Below are 21,403 nucleotides of genomic sequence, written 5' to 3' on the forward strand. Positions count from 1 at the left end.
CGCGGCGCCGCGGCCGGCGAGCACCCGCCGGCCGGGGTGAGCGGCGCGCGGGCGGCGGCCGAGGCGGGCGACCGCACGCCCGAGGGCGGGGTGCCCGCGGTGCCCGGAGCGCCGCCGGGCGGCGGCCCGGTCGCCGCCGAGGCGGCCGCCGCGCGGGACCGGGGCGGGGACCGGCTGCGGTTCGTGGGGGCGGCCACCCGCCGGATCGCCCGCGGCATCGACCTGGACGAGATCGTGCTGGGCCTGTGCCGGGCCACCGTGCCGACCTTCGCCGACGCGATCCTGGTCTATCTGCGCGACCCGCTGCCGGTCGGCGACGAGCGCCCGGTGGGCCCGGTCGTGCTGCGGCTGCGCCGCACCGACCGCATCCCACTGGACCCGGACACCGAGAGCGGCCGACTGCCGCTGCTGCCCTCGCAGCCGGACCTGTCGCCCGCCGTGGGCGGGGGCCCGGCGGCCGAGCTGTGCGAGGTGGAGGCGGGCGGCCCGCTGAACGAGGTGCTGCGCGGGGTGCGGCCGGTCTTCGGCGACTCCAGCGCCGCCCGGGCGGCGCTGCCGGAACTGCTGGGCGAGCACACGTCGGTGGCCACGGGCCAGCGCACGGTCCTGGCGCCGCTGCGGGGGCGGCGTCGGGTCATCGGCGCCGCCGTGTTCGTACGCCGCCCGGACCGGCCGCCGTTCGAGCCGGACGACCTGCTGGTCGCCGCCCAGCTGGCCACCCACACCGCGCTCGGCGTGGACAAGGCGGTGCTGTACGGCCGCGAGGTGTACATCGCGGACGAGCTGCAGCGCACCATGCTGCCCGACTCGCTGCCGCAGCCCACCGGCGTGCGGCTGGCCAGCCGCTACCTCCCGGCCGCCGAGACGGCGCGGGTCGGCGGCGACTGGTACGACGCGATCCCGCTGCCGGGCAACCGGGTCGCGCTGGTGGTGGGCGATGTGATGGGCCACTCCATGACCTCGGCCGCGATCATGGGCCAGCTGCGCACCACCGCGCAGACCCTGGCCGGCCTCGACCTGCCGCCGCAGGAGGTGCTGCACCACCTCGACGAGCAGGCGCAGCGGCTGGGCACGGACCGCATGGCGACCTGCCTGTACGCGGTGTACGACCCGGTCGCGCACCGGATCATGGTCGCCAACGCGGGCCATCCGCCGCCGGTGCTGCTGCACCGGGGCGGGCGCGCCGAGGTGCTGCGGGTGCCGCCGGGCGCGCCGATCGGGGTCGGCGGCGTGGACTTCGAGGCGGTGGAGCTGGACGCGCCCGCGGGCGCCACCCTCCTGCTGTACACGGATGGTCTCGTCGAGTCGCGGATGCGCGATGTGTGGACCGGGATCGAGCAGCTGCGCGAGCGCCTGACGGCCACCGCCCGGCTCACCGGCCCCAATCCGCCGCCGCTCGAGCCGCTGTGCGACGAGGTGCTTGACATGCTCGGGCCCGGCGACCGGGACGACGACGTGGCGCTGCTGGCGGCCCGCTTCGAGGGGATCGCGCCGAGCGACGTCGCCTACTGGTTCCTGGACCCCAAGGCGCAGACGGCCGGGCAGGCGCGCCGGCTGGCCCGGCGGGCGCTGGCCCGGTGGGATCTGCACGATCTGACCGACGCGGTGGAGCTGCTGGTCAGCGAGGTGGTCACCAACGCCGTGCGGTACGCGGAGCGGCCGGTGACGCTGCGTCTGCTGCGCACGGATGTGCTGCGCTGCGAGGTCGGAGACGATGTGCCGCAGCTGCCGCGGCTGCGCCAGGCCCGCCCGTCCGACGAGGGCGGGCGCGGGCTGTACCTGGTGAACCGGATGGCGCGGCGGTGGGGTGCGACGCGGCTGAGCACGGGCAAGGTGGTGTGGTTCGAGCTGGCGATGCCGCCGCGGTCCTGCTGAGGCGCGCGCACGCGCCGGGCGCTGCGGTCCCTACGCCCGGTACGGCACACGGCGGGTCAGCCGTGTCTGCCCGGGGGCCCCAGCCGGACGCCGCGCGTGTCCGTGGGCGTGGTCGGCGGGGTCGTCGGCGGCGTCGTGGTGCCGGTCGACGGCTTGCCGCCGGAGGTCGGGGGTGTGGTCGGCGGGGTGGTGGTCGGGGTGGGCGGGGTGGTGGGGGTCTCGCTGGTCGGCGGGGCGGAGGTCGCCGGCTCGGACGACTGGCTGGTGGGCGGGGTGGTGGGGCTGGTGCTGCTGGGCGGCGGGACGGCCGCGCCCATGTCGGTGTCCAGGTCGAACTTGGCGCTCCCCTGGCCGTCGAGCGCCGCCTTCATGTATGCGGCCCAGATCTCGGCCGGGTAGCCACCGCCGTTGACGCGTCCGCCGCCGCCGGTGCCGGTCAACGTCACCTGCTTGCCGCCCTTGCCCTCGCCGAACATGCCGACCGAGGTGACCAGGTTCGGGGTGTAGCCGGTGAACCAGGCGGACTTGTTGTCGTCGGAGGTGCCGGTCTTGCCCGCGACGGCCTGGCCCTCCTGCCGTACGGCCGTGCCGGTGCCCTTGTCGACCACGCCGGTCAGCACGGAGGTCACGGAGTCCGCCGCGGTGCGGCTGATCACCTCGCCGCCCGTGGTGTCGGGCAGCTCGGCGCGCTGGTCGCCCTTCACGGCCGACTTGATGATCGAGGGGGTGACCTTCTCGCCGTGGTTGTCGAGGGTGGCGTAGACGCCGGCCATGTCCTGGGGGCTGGCGCCCATGACGCCCAGCGACATCGCGGGGGCCACGTCGAAGCCGCCCGCCTTGGGGTTCATGCCCAGGGCGGTGGCGGTCTTCTTGACCTTCTCCAGGCCGACGTCCTGCGCCATCTGCGCGAACACCGAGTTGACGGAGTTGTTCATCGCCGTCTGGACGGTGATCGGGCCGTAGTCCCTGTGGTCCTCGTTCGGCGGGGCAAAGCCGACGTTGTTGCCGCCTGCGTCCTTGACCGGGCGTCCGCTGTCACCGTCGTAGATCGTGTTGGCGGTGATCTTCGTGCCGTCGCGGGTGGTGGAGTCGTTCTCCAGCGCGGCGGCGAGGATCAGCGGCTTGAAGGTCGAGGCGGGCTGGTAGTCCTCGCGGGTGGCGTTGTTCATCCAGTGTTCGGTCGCGCCCGCGCCGCCGTACATGGCCACGATCGCGCCGTTCTTCGGGTTCACCGAGACCGCCCCGACCTGGGCGTGCTTGTCGACCGGGCGCGTCTTCGGCTTGAGGTCGTCGGTGAGCTGGGTGCGGACCGCCCTCTCCAGGGCCTTCTGCTTCTTCTTGTCGATGTTGAGGGTGATCGTCCAGCCGCCGGCCGCGAGTTCGTCCTCGCTCACCCCGGACTTGTAGAGCTCCTGCTTGGCGGCCTCGACGAAGTAGCCCGTCTGGCCGTCCATGCCGGGGACGGGGCGGGGGTCGAGGGGCTTGGGGAACTTCATCCCCTTGCGCTTGCCCGGGTCCAGCCAGTGCTTCTGGACCATGTTGTCCAGGACGTAGTTCCAGCGCTGCTTGACCAGCCGCTTGCCGTTGGGGCCGGCCACCGAGTAGTCGTACTGGCTGGGGGCCTGCAGCAGCGCGGCGAGGTAGGCGCCCTCCCCCACGCTGAGCTCCTGGACGTCCTTGTTGTAGTACGCGCGGGCCGCCGCCTGGATGCCGTAGGCGTCGCGCCCGTAGAAGCTGGTGTTGATGTAGCCCGCCAGGATGTCGTCCTTGGACATCTGCTGGTCCACCTTGAGCGAGATGACCAGCTCCTTCAGCTTGCGGCTGACGGTCTGCTCCTGGCTCAGGTAGTAGTTCTTGACGTACTGCTGGGTGATCGTCGAGCCACCCTGCTTGCCCCTGCCCAGCAGGGTGTTGATCATGCCGCGCGCGGTGCCGGTGAACGAGACGCCGGGATCGCTGTAGAAGTCCTTGTTCTCGGCGGCGACGAAGGTGTGCTGCACATCCTTGGGGATCTTCGACAGCGGCACGGACTCCCGGTTGACCTTGCCCGTCCTGGCCATGATCGAGCCGTCGCTGTACTTGTAGATATTGGCCTCGGCCTTGGCCAGGGCGTTCGCGTTGGGCACGTCGACCCAGAAGTACAGCGCGATGAAGCCGCCGACGAGCAGCAGGCCCAGGGAGAGGAAGTAGCCCAGCACCATCTTCCAGGTGAAGAAGCGACGTATGCCCGTCTTCTTGGCGCCCTTCTTGGCGCCCTTCCTGGCTTTGCGGGCGCTCTTCTGCCGCGCCCGCCGCTCTTCCGCTCTGCCCATCTCTCCCGCTGCTCCCGTACGTCAGCCCCCAACCCGGCTCACGAAGCTAACACCGCAACTGACGTCAAATGCTCATCGATCCAGTTTTTCCGGAAGGTGAAAAAGAGCACCCATCCACCGGGAACAGACGTCCGGCCGCCCCCAGGGGTTGCCTTCTGACGGTAAAGTGCTATCACTTTGATAAGGCCAAGCGGCCCGCGGCAACCCGCCTACCAGCACAAACCGGGGGAACCTCCATGTCCAGCATGTCCGACATCACACCCACCGCCGACATACCGCCCCTGCCCGAGCCCCGGGTGACGGAGCGGCCCGCCCGCAGCATCAGCGGCGGCCTCGCGCTGCTGCTCGGCCTGATCGGCCTGATCGCGGGCCCGGTCCTGATCGCGGCCGGGGCCGACACCTCGGAGTACGACTACGAGGACACCGCCAACCCCGCGCTGATCATCCTCGGCGTCGCCGTGCTCATCGCCTCCCTCGTCGCGATGCGCGGGCTGTGCGCGATCGCCCCGGGCCAGGCCCGCGTCGTCCAGCTCTTCGGCCGCTACAAGGGCACCCTCCGCACCGAGGGCCTGCGCTGGGTCAACCCCTTCACCAGCCGCAGGAAGATCTCCACCCGGGTGCGCAACCACGAGACTCCGGTGCTCAAGGTCAACGACGCGTACGGCAACCCGATCGAGCTCGCCGCCGTCGTCGTCTGGCGGGTCGAGGACACCGCGCAGGCGGTGTTCGAGGTGGACGACTTCCTGGAGTTCGTCTCCACCCAGACCGAGGCCGCGGTGCGCCACATCGCCATCGAGTACCCCTACGACGCCCACGACGAGGACGCGCTGTCCCTGCGCGGCAACGCCGAGGAGATCACCGAGAAGCTCGCGGTCGAGCTGCACGCCCGGGTCGAGGCGGCCGGGGTGCGCATCATCGAGTCCCGCTTCACCCACCTCGCATACGCCCCCGAGATCGCCTCCGCCATGCTCCAGCGCCAGCAGGCGGGCGCGGTGGTCGCGGCGCGCCGGCAGATCGTGGACGGGGCGGTCGGCATGGTGGAGGCCGCGCTGGCCCGGATCGCCGAGGACCGGATCGTCGAGCTGGACGAGGAGCGCAAGGCGGCCATGGTCAGCAATTTGATGGTCGTGCTGTGCGGCGACCGCTCCCCGCAGCCGGTCCTCAACACGGGCACGCTGTACCAGTGACGGAGCCCAGCGAGCCGCAGGGGGCCGGGGAGCCGGAGGCGGCGTCCGGCACGGACGGGCGGCGGCAGCGCAAGCAGGTGCTGCTGCGGCTCGACCCCGCGGTGCACGACGCGCTCGCGCGGTGGGCCTCGGACGAGCTGCGCAGCGCCAACGCGCAGATCGAGTTCCTGCTGCGGAAGGCGCTGGCGGAGGCGGGGCGGCTGCCCCGCTCCGCGGCCCCCATCCCCCGCCGCGGCCGCCCGCCCCGCGCCCCCCGGCCCCCGGAGCCACCCCGAGAGGGGTAGCCCGGGGGCTCTCCCCTTTCTGCCCCTCACCCCACTCCCACCTGCGGAAACGCCCCGCCCTCCGCATCTATACACCCTAGGTATACGCATGGTGTAGAGTGCTGCGCATGTCAATCGGCCACACCCTGCTCGGGCTCCTGGAGTCCGGCCCGCGCCACGGCTACGACCTCAAGCGGGCCTTCGACGAGAGATTCGGGCACGACCGCCCGCTGCACTACGGACAGGTCTACTCGACCATGTCCCGACTCCTGAAGAACGGCCTCGTCGAGGTCGACGGCATCGAGCACGGTGGCGGCCCCGAGCGCAAGCGCTACGCCATCACCGAGGCCGGCATCACCGATGTGGAGCAGTGGCTCGGACAGCCCGAGAAGCCCGAGCCGTACCTCCAGTCCGTCCTGTACACCAAGGTCGTCCTCGCGCTGATGACCGGCCGGGACGCCGCGGACCTGCTCGATGTGCAGCGCGCCGAACATCTGCGGCTGATGCGCGAACTCACCCAGCGCAAGCGCGCCGGAGACCTCAGCGACCAGCTCATCTGCGACCACGCCCTCTTCCACCTCGAGGCCGACCTGCGCTGGCTGGAGCTCACCGCCGCGCGCCTCGGCCAACTCGCCAAGGCGGTAACCCCATGACCCCCGCAGGCTCGCTCCTCACAGCCGAAGGGCTGCGCAAGGCCTACGGTCCCACCCCCGCCCTCGACGGCGCGGACTTCTCCATCCACCCCGGTGAGGTCGTCGCCGTGATGGGCCCCTCGGGCTCCGGCAAGTCCACCCTGCTGCACTGCCTCGCCGGGATCGTCACCCCCGACGCGGGCACCGTCCACTACGACGGGCAGCTGCTCTCCGCCATGTCGGACTCCCGGCGCAGCGCGCTGCGCCGTAGCGAGTTCGGCTTCGTCTTCCAGTTCGGCCAGCTGGTGCCCGAGCTGAGCTGCGTGGAGAACGTGGCGCTGCCGCTGCGGCTGACCGGCGTGGGGCGCAAGGAGGCGGAGAGCCGCGCGCTGTCCTGGCTGGAGCGGCTGGAGGTCGCCGATGTGCGCGCCAAGCGGCCCGGCGAGGTCTCCGGCGGCCAGGGGCAGCGGGTCGCCGTGGCCCGCGCCCTGGTCAGCGGCCCGCGCGTGCTGTTCGCCGACGAGCCGACCGGCGCCCTGGACTCCCTCAACGGGGAGCGGGTGATGGAGCTGCTCACCGCGGCCGCCCGGGAGACCCGCGCCGCCGTCGTCCTGGTCACCCACGAGGCGCGCGTCGCCGCGTACTCCGACCGCGAGGTCGTCGTGCGGGACGGCAAGGCGCGGGACATGGCGGGCGCCCGGTGAGCGGCAAGGTGACCCCGCTGCCGCGGGCCCAGGACCGTATCGAGCGGGCCGGCGGTGAGGCGGCCCCGGCGCCGCCGGCCCGCCCGGAGCGCCGCGATCGGGTCGGCCCGGCCCGCTGGGCCGCCGACCTGGCCATGGGGGCCCGCTTCGCGGTCGCCGGCGGCCGGGAGAGCTGGGCCAGGACCCTCCTGACGGCGGTCGGCGTCGGACTCGGTGTGGCGCTGCTGCTGTTCGCCACGTCCGTCCCCCACCTCGCCTCCGCGCGCGAGGACCGCAACAACGCCCGCTCGTACTCGGGCGGCTACTCGAGCGACACCGCACCGGGCCCCCGCACGCTGTGGATCGGCTGGGGGAACACCACCTTCCACGGCACCGACATCAGGGGCCTCCTGCTGGCGCCCCACGGCGACAAGCCGCCTGTCCCCCCGGGCCTGGACCGGATTCCCGCGCCAGGCGAGATGGTGGTCTCCCCCGCCCTGAAGGAACTGCTCGCCGCCGGTGACAGCGGGCTGCTCAGGCAGCGGCTCGACGACAAGATCGTCGGCACGATCCGCGACGAGGGCCTGTCCGGACCCAACGAGCTGATGTACTACGCGGGCGTCGACCGCGAGGCCATCGGGGACAGCGGCACCCGCATCGACCGCTGGGGAGACGACTCCCCGCCCGGAAAGCTGGACCCCATCCTGCTGATGCTGATCGTCGTCGGCTGTGTGGTGCTGCTGCTGCCCGTCGTCATCTTCATCGCCACCGCCGTCCGCTTCGGCGGCGAGCGCCGCGACCGGCGGCTGGCCGCGCTGCGCCTGGTGGGCGCCGACAGCCATATGACGCGGCGGATCGCGGCCGGGGAGGCGCTGGCCGGCGCCGTCCTCGGGCTGGCGGTGGGCTGGGGGGTCTTCCTGCTGGTCAGGCAGTTCATCGAAGGCATCACGGTGTTCGACACCAGCTTCTTCGCCTCCGACATCCAGCCGTCCCCCGCGCTCGCCACGCTGATCGCCCTCGCCGTGCCGGCCTGCGCCGTCGTGGTCACCCTGTTCGCGCTGCGCGGCATCGCCATCGAGCCGCTCGGCGTGGTGCGCAGCGCCACGCCCAAGCGGCGCCGACTGTGGTGGCGGCTGGTGCTCCCCCTCCTCGGCCTCGCGCTGCTGCTGCCGCTGATCGGCCAGGCGGGGCACACCTCCGCCTCCACCTACCAGGTCGCGGCCGGCGCGGTGCTGATGCTCGTCGGCATCACCGCGCTGCTGCCCTGGCTGGTCGAAGCCGTCGTCCAGCGCTTCGGCAGCGGCCCCGTCCCCTGGCAGCTCGCCACCCGGCGGCTCCAGCTCAGCAGCGGCTCCGCCTCGCGCGCGGTCAGCGGCATCACGGTCGCCGTGGCCGGGGCGATCGCGATCCAGATGCTCTTCGCGGCCGCGCGGCACGACAGCACCTCCCCCACCGGGCAGGACCCGACCCGCGCCGATGTGTCGGCGCAGGTCGCGGTGGACACCGGCGCCCAAGCGCGCGACGCCATCGCGCGATACGCCCACACCAAGGGCGTGCGCCAGGCGCTCGGCCTGGCCGAGGGCTCGGTCGCCGACCCGCGCAGCAAGGTCAAGGACCCGAGCGACGTCCCGATCGGCAGCCTGATGGTCGGCGACTGCGCCACGCTGAAGGAGTTCGCACGGATCGGCGACTGCCGCGACGGCGATGTCTTCGTCACCGAGCCCGGGGAGTGGGACGACGAGACGTACTTCACCAAGCCGGGCGCGTCGGTCAACCTCAGCTTCGGCAAGGACTACACCGTCGACCGCGACAAGCCGCGGCTGTGGACGATCCCCAAGTCCGCGCCGGTCGTGCCCATCAAGCAGGACCCGTCGGGCAGCGAGCGCTCCGGCATCCTGGCCACCCCGGGCGCCTTCGACATCGCCGACCTGGACCACGCGTCGGTGGAGGTCCTGCTCCGGCTCGACCCCAAGGTGCCGGACGCCATCGAGCACGCGCGGAACACGGCCGCCCGGCTCTCCCCGCAGATGAACATCTTCGAGCTGCGCGCCACCTCGGAGTCGAGGGAGTTCCGGACCATCGAGCGCGGCCTGTTCATCGGCGCCTCCGCGACGCTGCTGCTCATCGGCGCGAGCATGATCGTGTCCATGCTGGAGCAGCTCCGCGAACGCAAGAAGCTGCTCTCGGTCCTGGTCGCCTTCGGCACCCGCCGCTCCACCCTCGGCTGGTCCGTCCTGTGGCAGACCGCCATCCCGGTGGTCCTGGGGCTGGCGCTGTCGGTCGGAGGCGGAATCGCCCTGGGGGCGATCCTGCTGAAGCTGGTCGACGAGCCGGTCGCCGTGGACTGGGCGAGCGTCACCTCCATGACCGGCATCGGCGCGGGCGTGATCCTGCTGGTGACCCTGGTCAGCATGGGACCGCTGTGGCGCATGATGCGGCCGGAGGGGCTCCGTACGGAGTAGCGCGCGCTCGGCGCGCGATGGCCGCCGGGCCCTTCCCACCTGCGGGAAGGGCCCGGCGGTCGCGTGTTTCGGGGTTTATGCCACCCGTTGGGGTGAATCCGCTGGTACGGGACACATGACGGTGGCGCGGCCTACGATGATGCCCTCCACATCGGCCGCTGGGAGGGCGAAAGTCGATGACTCTGCTCGAGGAAGCCAACGAGCTCATGGACCGGCTCCCGGGGTGGCGAGTCGAGATCATCGGCGGCGTGCTCACCGTGACCCCTCTCCCCGATGCGTCGCATGCCGTGACGCTGACCGACCTCATGCTCCCTTTCCTCGCAGCGGGCCTCCACAGGCAGGAAACAAAGGTGGTCCAAGGGATTGGCCTCTGGCTGCCGAACGGGCCGGAGGACTATGCGATTCCGGACCTCTCGATCGTGGACGCCGACTACAAGGAGCACCCCCGCGGGAACAACTGCTATGACCCGGCAGTGTTCCGCCTCGTCGTCGAAGTCACCTCGTCCAACCACAACAACGACCTGCGGAACAAGGTCGCCGCATACGCACAGGCCATGATCCCGGTCTATGTGATCGTCAACCGGAAGCACGGCCGCGTACATCTGCTGACGGACCTCGCTGACAGCGGGTACGACAGGCACCGTATTTACGCGCCGGGTGAGAAAATCACCCTCCCCGGCTCGATCGGCGCCGAGGTCACCCTGGACGTGGCCGCGATCCTGGCCATCGGCCGCCACTGAGGCGCCCGCCTCACCCCTTCGCGATCCGCACCGGCAGCGGCCCCAGCGCCTCCCGCAGCGCCCCCGCGAACGCCTCGAACTCCTCCTGCCGCGCCGCCCCCGCCCGCATCGCCAGCGCGATCCGGCGTGAGGGGGCCGGGTCGGCGAAGTATCCGGTGGTGAGCTGCTCGCTGCGCCCGGTCTCCACGCGCAGCGCCGTGCGGGGCAGCAGGGTCACCCCGAGCCCGCCCGCGACGAGCTGCACCAGCGTGGAGAGGCCCGCTGCGCTCGTGGTCACCGGGGCGCCTTCCGTGCGGCCCGCCTCGCGGCAGATGTCCAAGGCTTGGTCGCGCAGGCAGTGGCCCTCGTCGAGCAGCAGCAGATCCAGCTCCTTCAGGGCCGCGCGGGGAATGTCGCTGCGCCCGCCGAGCCAGTGATCCCGGGGCGTGACCAGCACGAAGTCCTCGTCGAACAGCGGCAGCTCGACCACCCCGGGGGCGGCCAGCGGGACCGCGAGCAGCAGCAGGTCGAGCCGGCCGTGGGCCAGCCCGTCCAGCAGCGAGGCGGTCTGCTCCTCGTGGACCTGGAGGTCCAGCAGCGGATAGCGCTTCCGCACCAGCCGCAGCACGGTCGGCAGCAGATACGGCGCCACGGTCGGGATCACCCCGAGCCTCAGCACCCCGGTGAACGGCGCCCGCGCCGCCTCCGCCTCCTCCATCAGCGCGCCCACCGCCTCCAGCACCGTGCGGGCGCGGGCGGCCAGACGCTCCCCCGCCGGGCTGAGCAGCACCTTGCGCGTCGTACGCTCCAGGAGCTGCACCCCGAGCGCCTCCTCCAGCGCGGCGACGGCCCCCGACAGCGCGGGCTGGCTCATGCCGATGGCGGCCGCGGCATCGCGGAAGTGCAGATGCTCGGCGACCGCGGCGAACGCTCTGAGCTGGGAGAGGCTGGGCTGACGCGGCTTGCCCCCGGGCGCGGGCGCCCTGCCCCCGGGCCCCCCGGGTATGGCTGAAGCGGCCAACTGATAAGCACCTCCAATCAACAACACCCAGTCTAGCTATTTCACTGATCAATGCCGTCTGTGACAGGGTGGTGCCGTCCAACCCCGAGGAAACCACCCCATAAGGGTTTCCTCACGCGAAGCAAAAGCTGCAAGGAGAGCACGTGCTCACTGTCGGTGACAAGTTCCCCGAGTACGACCTGACCGCCTGCGTGTCGCTGGAGAGCGGCAAGGAGTTCGAGCAGATCAACCACAAGTCCTACGAGGGCAAGTGGCGCGTGGTTTTCTTCTGGCCGAAGGACTTCACCTTCGTGTGCCCGACCGAGATCGCCGCGTTCGGCAAGCTGAACGACGAGTTCGCCGACCGTGACGCGCAGATCCTCGGCGTCTCCGGTGACTCCGAGTTCGTCCACCACGCCTGGCGCAAGGACCACGCCGACCTGCGTGACCTGCCCTTCCCGATGCTGGCCGACTCGAAGCACGACCTGATGCGCGACTGCGGCGTCGAGGGCGAGGACGGCTTCGCGCAGCGCGCCGTCTTCATCGTCGACCCGAACAACGAGATCCAGTTCACCATGGTGACCGCCGGTTCCGTGGGCCGTAACCCCAAGGAGGTCCTGCGGGTCCTCGACGCCCTGCAGACCGACGAGCTGTGCCCCTGCAACTGGAGCAAGGGCGAGGAGACCCTGGACCCGGTCAAGCTCCTCTCGGGCGAGTGAGCTGATCCGACATGGCACTCGACGACCTGAAGTCCGCCCTGCCGGACTACGCCAAGGACCTCAAGCTCAACCTGGGCTCGGTCATCGGCAACTCCGACCTGCCGCAGCAGCAGCTGTGGGGCACCGTGCTCGCGTGCGCGATCGCCTCACGTTCGCCGCGCGTGCTGACGGAGCTGGAGCCGGAGGCTAAGGCCAATCTGACGCCCGAGGCCTACAGCGCCGCGAAGTCGGCCGCCGCCATCATGGCGATGAACAACGTGTTCTACCGGACCCGGCACCTGCTGTCGGACCCGGAGTACGGCACCCTGCGCGCGGGCCTGCGGATGAACGTCATCGGCAACCCGGGCGTGGAGAAGGTCGACTTCGAGCTGTGGTCGCTCGCGGTGTCCGCGATCAACGGCTGCGGGCAGTGCCTGGACTCGCATGAGCAGGTGCTCCGCAAGGCCGGCGTGGACCGCGACACGATCCAGGAGGCCTTCAAGATCGCCGCGGTGCTGCAGGCGGTCGGCGCCACGCTCGACGCCGAGGCGGCCCTGGCCGCGAACGGCTGACGGCTCAGGCGTCACGTCGGTACGTACGTACGCCGTATACGCGCGAGGGGCGGCCCCACCGGGTGGTGGGGCCGCCCCTCGCGCGTGCGCGCGTGTACGGCCTGCCGCTAGCCGCTTCCGTCGCGCCGGGTCGGCGCGATTTCCACCGCCGTCGCCCCGTGCGGCCCCTGGGTCCGGCGCAGCGCGGCCTCCTGGTTGTAGGAGCGCAGATAGCCGACGACCGTGTTGGCGACCGCCACCAGCGGGACGGCCACCACCGCGCCGCCGATGCCGCCGATCAGCGAGCCGGCCGCGACCGAGAGCACCACGGCCAGCGGGTGCACCCGCACCGCGCGGCCGAGGATGAAGGGCTGGAGGATGTGGCCCTCGATCTGCTGCACGGCCAGCACCACCACCAGCACCATCGCCGCCGTCCACACACCCTGGGTGACCAGCGCGACCACGACCGCCAGGGCGCCGGAGACCACGGCGCCGACGAGCGGGATGAAGGCGAAGAGGAAGATGAAGACGGCGAGCGGGACGGCCATCGGGACGTCGAGGAAGAAGATGCCGACGCCGATGAAGATGGCGTCGATCAAGGCCACGAGCACCGTGCCGCGCACATAGGCGGTGAGGGTGGTCCAGGCGCGGGGGCCGGCGCCCGCCACGCCCTCGCGGGCCGGGGCGGGGACGAGCTTGAGGACCCAGGACCAGATCTTCGGCCCGTCGTACAGCAGGAAGAGCGTGCTGAACATCGCCAGCAGGATGCCGGTCATCACCTCCACGACGACCGTGACGCCTTCCAGGCCGGCCGAGGTGATCTCCTCGGTGTTGGCGCCGATCGCGTCGCGCAGGCTGTTGGCGACCTGGTTGATCTGCTTCTCGGTCACGTGGAACGGGCTGTTGAGCAGCCAGCGCCGCAGGTCGTCGATGCCCGCCTGGACCTTGCTGGACAGGTCGTCGACGTTCTCCATGACCTGCCAGACCACGAACCAGATGACCAGCCCCATGATGACGAAGCCGGAGATGAAGGTGATGGCGGTGGCCAGGCCGCGGGGGACGCCCCGGTTCCGCAGCCGGGTGACGGTGGGCTCCAGCATCGCGGTGATCAGCAGGCCGACGGTGAAGGAGAGCACCACCAGTTCGACCGCGCTGATGACGGTCATCAGGACGTAGACGGTGCCGGCGAGCACCAGCAGCCGCCAGCCGACCTCGGCGGCGACCCGGACGCCCCAGGGGACGGCGGCGACGGGGTCGGGCCTGGCGGCGACGGCGGGGGCGTAGTCGGGCGGGGCGGGCACGCTGGCCGGCTCCCGGCGGGCCGGGGGCTCGGCCGCTCCGTCGGGGAGGGCCGCGCCGGGGGACCCGGGCTCCGGCGCCGGCCGGGCCCCGCCGTCGGCGCTGCTGTTGTCGTCGCTGTTGTCGCCGCCGCCGGGGCTGTGCTCGGTGCCGCTGCCGCTGCCCCCGAGGCTGTTCTCGCTGCCGTCGCCCGTCGCGGCGCGGTCGTAGCCGTCGTAGCCCACGGCGCGGCCGTGGCCGGCGGCCTGGTCCCGGCTCGCGGCGGCGGGCGCGTCGTACGGGTCGTACGGGTCGGTGGCGGCGGCCCCGGCACGGTGCTCCAGCCGCTCGGCCAGCCGCGTCAGGCCGGCGCCCATTCTGCCGACCCAGTGTGGCAATGCGGACATCTCGCTTCCCCTACCCCCAGTTCCCCCGCGGTCGTCGGGAAGACGTTACAGGCTGGGGACGCGGGAAACCCCCGGCCGGTTGCGGTCGGGGGTTTCGCGAAGTCGAGCGCCGGGGGCGACCGAGTGAGCCGAGAGGCATCAGTAGTAGTGGTTGGCCTGCCAGAACGACCAGGCGCCACAGGGGCTCTGGTAGCGCTCGTTCATGTAGTTCAGGCCCCACTTGATCTGGGTGGCCGGGTTGGTGCGCCAGTCGGCGCCCGCCGAGGCCATCTTGGAGCCGGGCAGCGCCTGCACCAGACCGTATGCGCCGGACGAGGCGTTGGTGGCCTTGTAGTTCCAGCCGCTCTCGTGGCTCACGATGTTGCTGAAGCACTGGAACTGGTCCGCCGGCACGATCTGGCGCGCCATGGACTGGACCTCGGCGATGGTGTACGAGGCCTGCTGCGCGAAGCTGCCGGCGTCGCGGGTGGCCGAACGGCTCGCGGCGAGCTTCTTCTTGGCCTCCTCGCGCTCCTTGGCGGCCTTGGCCTCGGCGGCCGCCTTCTCGGCGGCCAGCTTCTTGGCCTTCGCGTCCTTGGCGGCCTGCTTGCGGGCGGCCTCCTCCGCGGACTTCTTCGCCTCCGCGTCCGCCGCGGTGGACTGGACGTCCGCCTGCTGCGTCAGGGACGCGGTCTGCGCCACGGCCTGCTGGCCGGCGGGTATGTCCGCGAGGAGCGTCGAGTCGGCGGCCGTCGCCTCGTACGAGGGGTCGGTCGAGCTCTGCTCGCCCCCCGCGGCGACACCGACGACAGCGCCCACAGTGGTGACCGCGGTGGCGGAGGCCACTGCGAATCCCCGGACCGAAATCCGGCTCACACGGTTTCCTTCCAGCATCGCCCGCTTAGGTGACCTCGCGGACGCAATCGTGCCCCTGACGCTGGCCTCCCCTTGTTCCGTCCCCCTGTCGTACAGGGGAATGGCTGGCCACGGGAGGCGCTGGCCCGGTGGACCCTCCCAGGGAGGGCCGCAAGGTGCTCGGGCGGCGTACGGCGAACGCTGTTTAGTTCTGATACTTCTGTGATTCCGTACCGCTGGGGGTACTGGTGTGCCGTACGCGGGGCCTGACAGGACCCACACACTGCCGGAAGCGGACGCCCGGAGGCAATTCTTCGTTGCGTGTGAAAGCTCACACGCCGTTTACTCCCCAGGATTTCCGGAAAACCAGGCGCGCCAAGACGCCGCGCCGCTAAGCTCTTTCGGCTCGGCGGCGCGGCGTCCGGTCAACTGCCTCAGATATGGCCGTCTTCGAGCATTTCGGTCACCAGCGCCGCGATCGGCGACCGCTCGGAGCGGGTGAGGGTGACATGCGCGAACAGCGGGTGTCCCTTGAGCTTTTCGACCACCGCCACCACGCCGTCATAGCGCCCGACGCGGAGATTGTCCCGCTGCGCCACGTCATGGGTGAGTACCACCCGGGAGTTGGCGCCGATGCGGGACAAAACGGTCAGCAGGACGTTTCTTTCGAGTGACTGAGCCTCGTCCACGATCACAAAGGCGTCATGGAGGGAGCGGCCCCGGATGTGGGTGAGCGGCAGCACCTCCAGCATCCCGCGCCCCACGACCTCCTCGATCACATCCGAGGTGGTCACCGCCGACAGCGTGTCGAACACCGCCTGGGCCCACGGGCTCATCTTCTCCGCCTCGGTGCCCGGCAGATAGCCCAACTCCTGCCCGCCCACCGCGTACAGCGGCCGGAAGATCATTACCTTCCGGTGCTGCCGGCGCTCCAGCACCGCCTCCAGGCCGGCGCACAGCGCCAGCGCCGACTTGCCCGTGCCGGCCCGGCCGCCCATCGAGACGATCCCGATCTCCGGGTCGAGCAGCAGGTCGAGCGCGATGCGCTGCTCGGCGCTCCGCCCGTGGATCCCGAACGCCTCGCGGTCGCCGCGCACCAACCGCACCTGCCCGTCCGGCGTGACCCGGCCCAGCGCCTTGCCGCGCTCCGACTGCAGCACCAGGCCCGTGTGCACCGGAAGCTCCGCCGCCTCGGGGACGTACGCGGCCTCGGCCGCGAAGAGGTCGTCCACCTGCTCGGCGGAGACCGTCAGCTCGGCCATCCCGGTCCAGCCCGAGTCGGTTATCGCCAGTTCCGCGCGGTACTCCTCGGCGAGCAGCCCCACCGACGACGCCTTGATGCGCAGCGGCAGGTCCTTGGAGACGACCGTGACGTCGTACCCCTCGGCCTGGAGGTTCCTGGCGACCGCGAGGATCCGCGAGTCGTTGTCGCCCACCCGGCCGCCGTGGGTCAGGAAGGCGGCGGGCAGCACGCCCGGGTCGGAGTGATTGAGCTCGACACGCAAGGTGCCGCCCAGATCGCCGATCGGGATCGGGGCGTCCAGCCGGCCGTACCGGATCCGGTACTCGTCCAGCAGGCGCAGCGCCTGGCGGGCGAAGTAACCCAGCTCCGGGTGGTGCCTCTTGGACTCCAGCTCGGTGACCACGACGACCGGCAGCACGACCTCGTGCTCGTCGAAGCGGGCCATGGCATTCGGGTCGGCGAGCAGGACGCTGGTGTCGAGGACATAGGTGCGCCGGTCGTGCTCGCGGCGTTTCTTGCTGGTCACCACGGGTGGACGAACCCCCTCGGGAGAGGTTGGGGTGCGACGGCGTCGCGGGAACGGGTCCCCCGGCCCGCAGGCGGGGGACGGACCGGGCTCAGGCCCTGCGGGGAGGGCCGAGCGCCGGCCCTCCGCGTCATACGCACGATCCGCACAGTCGTCCGTGTGCAAAGGGCCTCCCGGACGGACGGCGCATGCCGCCCGCTGGCAGTTCGACCCCCTTAGGACAGGTGGGGCAGGGCGTCGACCTGGAAGGGATATTCCCTCGAACGAGCGCGGCCATGCAATGGCATATGACGGCGCGCACATGAACGTTGTGAGACCCGCCCGTAGCCGGAGGGGACGGGGGGCGTAGCGGAAACCGTACGGACGGGTGAGCCGCCCGGGCCCGACTGCCGTACCGCGTATGGGACTAGTAGCCGTACCGCCGGTGACGTGCGGCGTAGTCACGCAGCGCGCGGAGGAAGTCGACCTTGCGGAAGGCGGGCCAGAAGACCTCGCAGAAGTAGTACTCCGAATGGGCGCTCTGCCAGAGCATGAACCCCGACAGCCGCTGCTCGCCGCTGGTGCGGATGACCAGGTCCGGGTCGGGCTGGCCGCGGGTGTACAGGTGTTCGGAGATGAGGTCGATGTCGACGATCTCGGCGAGCTCCTCGAAGCTGGTGCCCTTGCTCGCGTGGTCGAGCAGCAGGGACCGCACCGCGTCGGCGATCTCCTGCCGGCCGCCGTAGCCGATCGCGACATTGACGAGTATGCCGTCGACGTGGTCCGTGGCCTGCTCGGCCTCCTTGAGGACCACCTGGGTACGGGCGGGCAGCAGGTCCATGGTGCCGACGTGGTGGATCCGCCAGCGCCCGTCGGCGGCCAGGTCGCGGACCGCGTCCTCGATGATGCCGAGGAGCGGGATCAGCTCCTTCTCGGGGCGGTCGAGGTTGTCGGTGGACAGCATCCAGAGCGTGACGACCTCGACGTCCGTCTCGTCGCACCAGCCGAGCAGCTCCTGGATCTTGCTCGCGCCCGCCTTGTGCCCCTGCTCGGTGGTCCCCCCGGCCGCGCGGGCCCAGCGACGGTTCCCGTCGAGGATGACGCCGATGTGCTTGGGCACCTGGGCGTGGTCGAGGCGGCCTTCCACCCGGCGTGCGTAGAGGCCGTACACCAGGTCGCGCAACTTCACGTCTTCCAGCCCCTCAGTGCCTTGCAATGCCTTGCGATGGCGGTCCGCCCAAGGCCGACACCCTACTGCGGGTGGGGGGCGCTGGCGAACCGGGTGCGCCCCCTGGCGCTACCGTCCACCCCCCAAGCAATCACTCTCCGTGACCATCTGGTGAGCGCTCCGTCGGAGGTGGCGGCCGGTACGCCCCGGAATCACCCACAAAAGAAGCGGGCCGGTCCGTGGGGGGGATACGGACCGGCCCGAGGGGGGGCTTCCACCATAACGCTTTGTGAGGGATAGTCCAGGCACCGACGAGCAAGAGAATGAGTGTCGTCCCGGGCGCCCCCCTAGGCCGCGAGCCCCCCGAGCAGCAACCCCGCGCAGGCCCCGAGGATCATGAAGGGGCCGAACGCCATCCCGGTCCCGCGCGTCGCCCGGCGCGTCGCCAGCAGGACGACGGCGTAGCAGGAGCCCAGCAGCAGCCCGGCGAACGCGCCCAGGACCAGCACCGCCCAGCCGTACCAGCCCAGCGCGATCCCCAGCCCCAGGGCCAGCTTCACATCGCCGAACCCCATCCCGCTCGGCCTGATCAGGAAGAGCACCAGATACGCCCCGCCCAGCGCCGCCCCGCCCAGCAGCGCCCGGCGCCAGGACCCGGCGCTGTGCGGCAGCAGCGACGCCACGCCGAGCAGCGCGGCCGCCCCGGCGGCCAGCGGCAGCGTCAGCACGTCCGGCAGCCGGTGTACCGCCCGGTCCACGCCCGCCAGCAGCACCATCGGCGGCGCGAGCAGCAGCCACACCGCCAGCTCGGGGCGCGCCCCGACGGCCGCCGCGAGCGCCGCGCACACCAGCGCGGTGAGGGCGGCGGTCACGGGCGCGCCCGCCCCGTAGTCCCGCTCCCCCGCCCGGCAGCCCGGGCAGCGGGCGAGCCCCAGCCAGCCCCGGGCCGCCCCGGTGAGCGCATGGCCGCGCGGACAGGCCGTCCGCCACGGCTCCTCGGGCTCCACGGCCAGCCGATAGCGGGCTCGGGGCACCAGCAGTCCGGCCGCGGCGCCGTAGCCGGCGGCCAGGAGGACCAGGGGCACAAGCACGGGCCGAGCCTACGGAAGCGGGGGCGGGTGCGACACTCGACCCGACTCAACCGAGAGCGGAATCAACCGGGAGCGGAAGGGCGGGCGGGGATGGGGCTCTGGCGGGACGGCACGGGAACGCTGCGCGTGGGCGCCACCGACATCCCCCTGGAGGTCGCCGCCTCCTACCGGGCCCGCACCCGCGGGCTGCTCGGCCGGGACGGGGTGGCGGGCGCGCTGCTGCTCACCCCCGCGAGCAGCGTCCACACCTTCGGGATGCGCTTCGCCATCGACGTCGCCTACCTGGACCGCCGGCTGACCGTGCTGGCCGTGCGCACCATGCGCCCCGGCAGGCTCGGGCTGCCCCGGCCCCGCGCGCGCCATGTCCTGGAGGCCGAAGCCGGGGCGATGGAACGCTGGGGGATACGGGCCGGAGCCCGCGTCGCCGTCCATCCGCCCGCCGCGTAGCCGCCCGCCCGACGCATAGCCGCGGCACCGGCCGAGCTGTACGCTGAGGCCTCGGTGTCATGGTTGGACACCCTCGATCGCGTATCGGGGTCGTTGAGGTAGAGGTACAGGGGTAGGGGTTGCACGGTGACAACCACGGGCAAGATTCTGCGGTTTGACGAGTTCCGCGGCTATGGCTTCATCGCTCCCGACGACGGTGGCGAGGACGTCTTCATGCACGCGAACGACCTGCTGGACGAGAAGCACCTGTTCCAGCCGGGCAGCAAGGTGGAGTTCATCCCGGAGTACGGCGACAAGGGCCCCAAGGCGTCCGAGGTCCGGATCATCCAGCGGGGCGTCGTCCGGACCCACGTGCCGGGTCCGTCCCCGGACTCCGGCGACGACACCATGTGCGACGTGCTGTCGGTGTCCGAGTTCCGGCAGGAGCTGACCGAGGCGCTGGTCGAGGTGGGCGGCACCCTGACCGCCGACCAGATCAAGCAGATCCGCCGACGGGTGATCGAGCTGGCCCAGGCGCACAACTGGATCGAGTCCTGAGCGGCCGACAGCGCCGTATCCGAACCGCCGCGCGGGGGGCCTCCCCGCGCGGCGGTTCCTTTTCAGCCGCCGGTGACCCGTAGCTCGGCCGCCACTGGCCTCCGGTGGCTCTCGGCTCAGCCGCCGGTGGCCCGCAGCATCGCCCACAGCGCGACCGTGGCCGCGGCCATCGTGGCCGGGGTGGTCAGCAGCCCGAGGCGGGTGAAGTCGCCCAGGCCGAACTCGCCGGAGCGGCCGGTCACGCCGGCGCCGCGCACCACCCGCCGCCACAGCAGGGTGGCCAGCGAGCCGACGTAGGTGAGGTTCGGGCCCAGGTTGACGCCGATCAGCACGGCGAGGACCGGGCCGGGCCCGCCCGCGGCGGCGATCGGCAGCAGCGCGAGCACCGCGGGCAGGTTGTTGACGAGGTTGGCCAGCACGCCCGCCACCCCGGCGATCGCGAGCAGCGCGGGCAGGCCGTCCCCGCTGGGCAGCAGGTGCGCCAGGCCGGTGCGCAGCCCGCCCGCGAGCACCGCCTCGACCACGATCCCGAGCGCGAGCACGAACAGGCAGAACAGCGGCGCGGCGGCCGAGACGACGCCCCGTACGGTCTCCCGGCCGCGCGCCACCGCGCGCACCGCCAGCACCAGGGCGCCCGCACAGGCCGCCCAGGCCGGATCCGCGCCGACCAGCGAGGTGACGACGAACCCGCAGAGCGTGAGCGCCAGCACGACCAGGGCGAAGACCGGCACCTCGGGCCGCCGGCCGGGTGGCCGCTGGGAGGTCCCGGCGGCCAGGTCGGCGGCGAAGTAGCGGCGGAAGACCAGGTATTCGATGCCGATGGCCACCAGCCACGCGGGCGCCATGAGCACGGCGAACCGGGTGAACGACAGCCCACTGGCCTTCAGGGCCAGCAGATTGGTCAGGTTGGAGACCGGCAGCAGCAGGGACGCGGAGTTCGCCAGGTGGGCGCACGCGTACAGGTGCGGGCGCGCCCGGGCGCCGAGCCGGCCGGCGGTGGCGAGCACCACGGGCGTCAGCAGCACCACGGTGGCGTCCAGGCTGAGCACGGCGGTGACCACCGCGGCCACCGCGAAGACCCCGGCCAGCAGCCGGTCCGTACGGCCCCGGCAGGCCCGGGCCACCGCGTCCCCGGCGGCCTCGAACAGCCCCTCGTCGGCGCACATCCGGGCCAGCAGCAGCACCGCGGCCAGAAACCCGACGACCGGCACCAGCCTGCGGGTCACCTGCCACACGTCCGGGACGGAGACCGCCCCGACCGCCACCACCAGCCCGGCGGCGGGCACCGCGGCGACCGCCTCGGGCCACCCCCGGGGCCGTACGACGGCGAAGGCGAGCACTCCCAGCAGCAGGGCGACGGAGACTGTCTCGGCGAGGGCGGTGCTCAGGGGGACTCCCGGTCCGGTGCGACAAACGCAACCATCATGAGACATGCGTCCGGACGGGCCTCCAGGGCCCCCCGCGAACCGGGCCGGCGCGGACCGGCTGGTACGAACCGAATCGGCGCGGAC

General features: G+C 72.0%; 19 protein-coding genes. 11 read left to right on the forward strand and 8 right to left on the reverse strand.

Annotation, left to right across the window (positions count from 1 at the left end):
* On the forward strand, window positions 1-1,875 hold a 1,875-nt coding region (locus ABFY07_RS40200; protein WP_428837095.1), incomplete at its 5' end, for a SpoIIE family protein phosphatase.
* A 56-nt stretch (window positions 1,876-1,931) separates the two neighbouring features.
* Here the strand turns inward: ABFY07_RS40200 and ABFY07_RS40205 are convergent.
* On the reverse strand, window positions 1,932-4,187 hold the full coding sequence (locus tag ABFY07_RS40205) for a transglycosylase domain-containing protein (RefSeq protein ID WP_346179212.1): 2,256 nt from the start codon (window positions 4,185-4,187) through the stop codon (window positions 1,932-1,934).
* A gap of 245 nt (window positions 4,188-4,432) precedes the next feature.
* Here ABFY07_RS40205 and ABFY07_RS40210 point away from each other — a divergent pair, with 245 nt between their 5' ends.
* The 6 genes from ABFY07_RS40210 (at window position 4,433) to ABFY07_RS40235 (ending at window position 10,154) form a co-directional block, all read left to right on the forward strand.
* Window positions 4,433-5,374: an SPFH domain-containing protein gene (locus ABFY07_RS40210; RefSeq protein ID WP_346179230.1), complete on the forward strand. Its 942-nt coding sequence runs from the start codon at window positions 4,433-4,435 to the stop codon at window positions 5,372-5,374.
* Window positions 5,371-5,658 (forward strand): type II toxin-antitoxin system antitoxin, encoded by a 288-nt coding sequence (locus tag ABFY07_RS40215; RefSeq protein WP_346179213.1) that lies wholly within the window; start codon window positions 5,371-5,373, stop codon window positions 5,656-5,658. The genes ABFY07_RS40210 and ABFY07_RS40215 overlap by 4 nt, the downstream gene beginning before the upstream one ends.
* A gap of 107 nt (window positions 5,659-5,765) precedes the next feature.
* Window positions 5,766-6,290 carry a PadR family transcriptional regulator gene (locus ABFY07_RS40220; RefSeq protein ID WP_065963951.1) on the forward strand — a complete coding sequence of 175 codons (525 nt, stop codon included), beginning with the start codon at window positions 5,766-5,768 and terminating at the stop codon, window positions 6,288-6,290.
* On the forward strand, window positions 6,287-6,973 hold the full coding sequence (locus ABFY07_RS40225; RefSeq protein WP_346179214.1) for an ABC transporter ATP-binding protein: 687 nt from the start codon (window positions 6,287-6,289) through the stop codon (window positions 6,971-6,973). The genes ABFY07_RS40220 and ABFY07_RS40225 overlap by 4 nt, the downstream gene beginning before the upstream one ends.
* Window positions 6,974-7,107: 134 nt before the next feature.
* Window positions 7,108-9,414, forward strand: a complete 2,307-nt coding sequence (locus ABFY07_RS40230) for an FtsX-like permease family protein (protein ID WP_428837097.1) — start codon at window positions 7,108-7,110, stop codon at window positions 9,412-9,414.
* A gap of 176 nt (window positions 9,415-9,590) precedes the next feature.
* Window positions 9,591-10,154 (forward strand): Uma2 family endonuclease, encoded by a 564-nt coding sequence (locus tag ABFY07_RS40235; protein ID WP_346179216.1) that lies wholly within the window; start codon window positions 9,591-9,593, stop codon window positions 10,152-10,154.
* Between the two features lie 10 nt (window positions 10,155-10,164).
* Here the strand turns inward: ABFY07_RS40235 and ABFY07_RS40240 are convergent, their stop codons facing one another.
* Window positions 10,165-11,154: a LysR substrate-binding domain-containing protein gene (locus tag ABFY07_RS40240; protein ID WP_428837096.1), complete on the reverse strand. Its 990-nt coding sequence runs from the start codon at window positions 11,152-11,154 to the stop codon at window positions 10,165-10,167.
* 143 nt (window positions 11,155-11,297) lie between these two features.
* Here ABFY07_RS40240 and ABFY07_RS40245 point away from each other — a divergent pair, with 143 nt between their 5' ends.
* Together ABFY07_RS40245 and ABFY07_RS40250 are read left to right on the forward strand one after the other, a co-directional pair.
* A complete protein-coding gene (locus ABFY07_RS40245) occupies window positions 11,298-11,852 on the forward strand; it encodes a peroxiredoxin (protein WP_065963904.1) in 555 nt (184 codons plus the stop codon).
* Between the two features lie 11 nt (window positions 11,853-11,863).
* Complete coding sequence (locus tag ABFY07_RS40250; RefSeq protein ID WP_346179217.1) at window positions 11,864-12,403, forward strand: alkyl hydroperoxide reductase; 540 nt, start codon at window positions 11,864-11,866, stop codon at window positions 12,401-12,403.
* Between the two features lie 107 nt (window positions 12,404-12,510).
* Here ABFY07_RS40250 and ABFY07_RS40255 read toward each other — a convergent pair whose 3' ends face one another.
* From ABFY07_RS40255 to ABFY07_RS40275, 5 genes are all read right to left on the reverse strand, one after another.
* The gene (locus ABFY07_RS40255; RefSeq protein WP_346179218.1) at window positions 12,511-14,067 is read right to left on the reverse strand and encodes an AI-2E family transporter; all 1,557 of its coding nucleotides are present in this window, start codon (window positions 14,065-14,067) and stop codon (window positions 12,511-12,513) included.
* Window positions 14,068-14,205: 138 nt separating this feature from the next.
* Complete coding sequence (locus ABFY07_RS40260) at window positions 14,206-14,922, reverse strand: aggregation-promoting factor C-terminal-like domain-containing protein (RefSeq protein WP_451688620.1); 717 nt, start codon at window positions 14,920-14,922, stop codon at window positions 14,206-14,208.
* 413 nt (window positions 14,923-15,335) lie between these two features.
* Entirely contained in the window at window positions 15,336-16,673 is a 1,338-nt protein-coding gene (locus tag ABFY07_RS40265; RefSeq protein ID WP_346179220.1) for a PhoH family protein, read from the reverse strand.
* A gap of 403 nt (window positions 16,674-17,076) precedes the next feature.
* Window positions 17,077-17,838: an isoprenyl transferase gene (locus ABFY07_RS40270; RefSeq protein WP_065963895.1), complete on the reverse strand. Its 762-nt coding sequence runs from the start codon at window positions 17,836-17,838 to the stop codon at window positions 17,077-17,079.
* A 326-nt stretch (window positions 17,839-18,164) separates the two neighbouring features.
* Complete coding sequence (locus ABFY07_RS40275) at window positions 18,165-18,908, reverse strand: prepilin peptidase (protein WP_065963894.1); 744 nt, start codon at window positions 18,906-18,908, stop codon at window positions 18,165-18,167.
* Window positions 18,909-18,998: 90 nt separating this feature from the next.
* Here ABFY07_RS40275 and ABFY07_RS40280 point away from each other — a divergent pair, with 90 nt between their 5' ends.
* Window positions 18,999-19,355 (forward strand): DUF192 domain-containing protein, encoded by a 357-nt coding sequence (locus tag ABFY07_RS40280; protein WP_346179221.1) that lies wholly within the window; start codon window positions 18,999-19,001, stop codon window positions 19,353-19,355.
* Window positions 19,356-19,481: 126 nt separating this feature from the next.
* Window positions 19,482-19,892 (forward strand): cold shock domain-containing protein, encoded by a 411-nt coding sequence (locus ABFY07_RS40285; RefSeq protein WP_065963890.1) that lies wholly within the window; start codon window positions 19,482-19,484, stop codon window positions 19,890-19,892.
* 116 nt (window positions 19,893-20,008) lie between these two features.
* On the opposite strand, the gene ABFY07_RS40290 is transcribed toward ABFY07_RS40285, so the two are convergent.
* The gene (locus ABFY07_RS40290; RefSeq protein ID WP_346179222.1) at window positions 20,009-21,325 is read right to left on the reverse strand and encodes an SLC13 family permease; all 1,317 of its coding nucleotides are present in this window, start codon (window positions 21,323-21,325) and stop codon (window positions 20,009-20,011) included.
* Window positions 21,326-21,403: the final 78 nt, after the last annotated feature.

This window comes from Streptomyces sparsogenes subsp. cuspidosporus, assembly GCF_039532705.1.
Classification (GTDB): Bacteria; Actinomycetota; Actinomycetes; order Streptomycetales; family Streptomycetaceae; genus Streptomyces; species Streptomyces sparsogenes.

What these genes read in the sequence shown, in the direction of transcription:
- ABFY07_RS40205 (WP_346179212.1), bottom strand. Translation starts at nt 4,187, where the DNA reads ATGGGCAGAGCGGAAGAGCGGCGGGCGCGGCAGAAGAGCGCCCGCAAA.
- ABFY07_RS40210 (WP_346179230.1), top strand. Translation starts at nt 4,433, where the DNA reads ATGTCCGACATCACACCCACCGCCGACATACCGCCCCTGCCCGAGCCC.
- ABFY07_RS40220 (WP_065963951.1), top strand. Translation starts at nt 5,766, where the DNA reads ATGTCAATCGGCCACACCCTGCTCGGGCTCCTGGAGTCCGGCCCGCGC.
- ABFY07_RS40225 (WP_346179214.1), top strand. Translation starts at nt 6,287, where the DNA reads ATGACCCCCGCAGGCTCGCTCCTCACAGCCGAAGGGCTGCGCAAGGCC.
- ABFY07_RS40230 (WP_428837097.1), top strand. Translation starts at nt 7,108, where the DNA reads ATGGGGGCCCGCTTCGCGGTCGCCGGCGGCCGGGAGAGCTGGGCCAGG.
- ABFY07_RS40235 (WP_346179216.1), top strand. Translation starts at nt 9,591, where the DNA reads ATGACTCTGCTCGAGGAAGCCAACGAGCTCATGGACCGGCTCCCGGGG.
- ABFY07_RS40250 (WP_346179217.1), top strand. Translation starts at nt 11,864, where the DNA reads ATGGCACTCGACGACCTGAAGTCCGCCCTGCCGGACTACGCCAAGGAC.
- ABFY07_RS40255 (WP_346179218.1), bottom strand. Translation starts at nt 14,067, where the DNA reads ATGTCCGCATTGCCACACTGGGTCGGCAGAATGGGCGCCGGCCTGACG.
- ABFY07_RS40280 (WP_346179221.1), top strand. Translation starts at nt 18,999, where the DNA reads ATGGGGCTCTGGCGGGACGGCACGGGAACGCTGCGCGTGGGCGCCACC.
- ABFY07_RS40290 (WP_346179222.1), bottom strand. Translation starts at nt 21,325, where the DNA reads ATGTCTCATGATGGTTGCGTTTGTCGCACCGGACCGGGAGTCCCCCTG.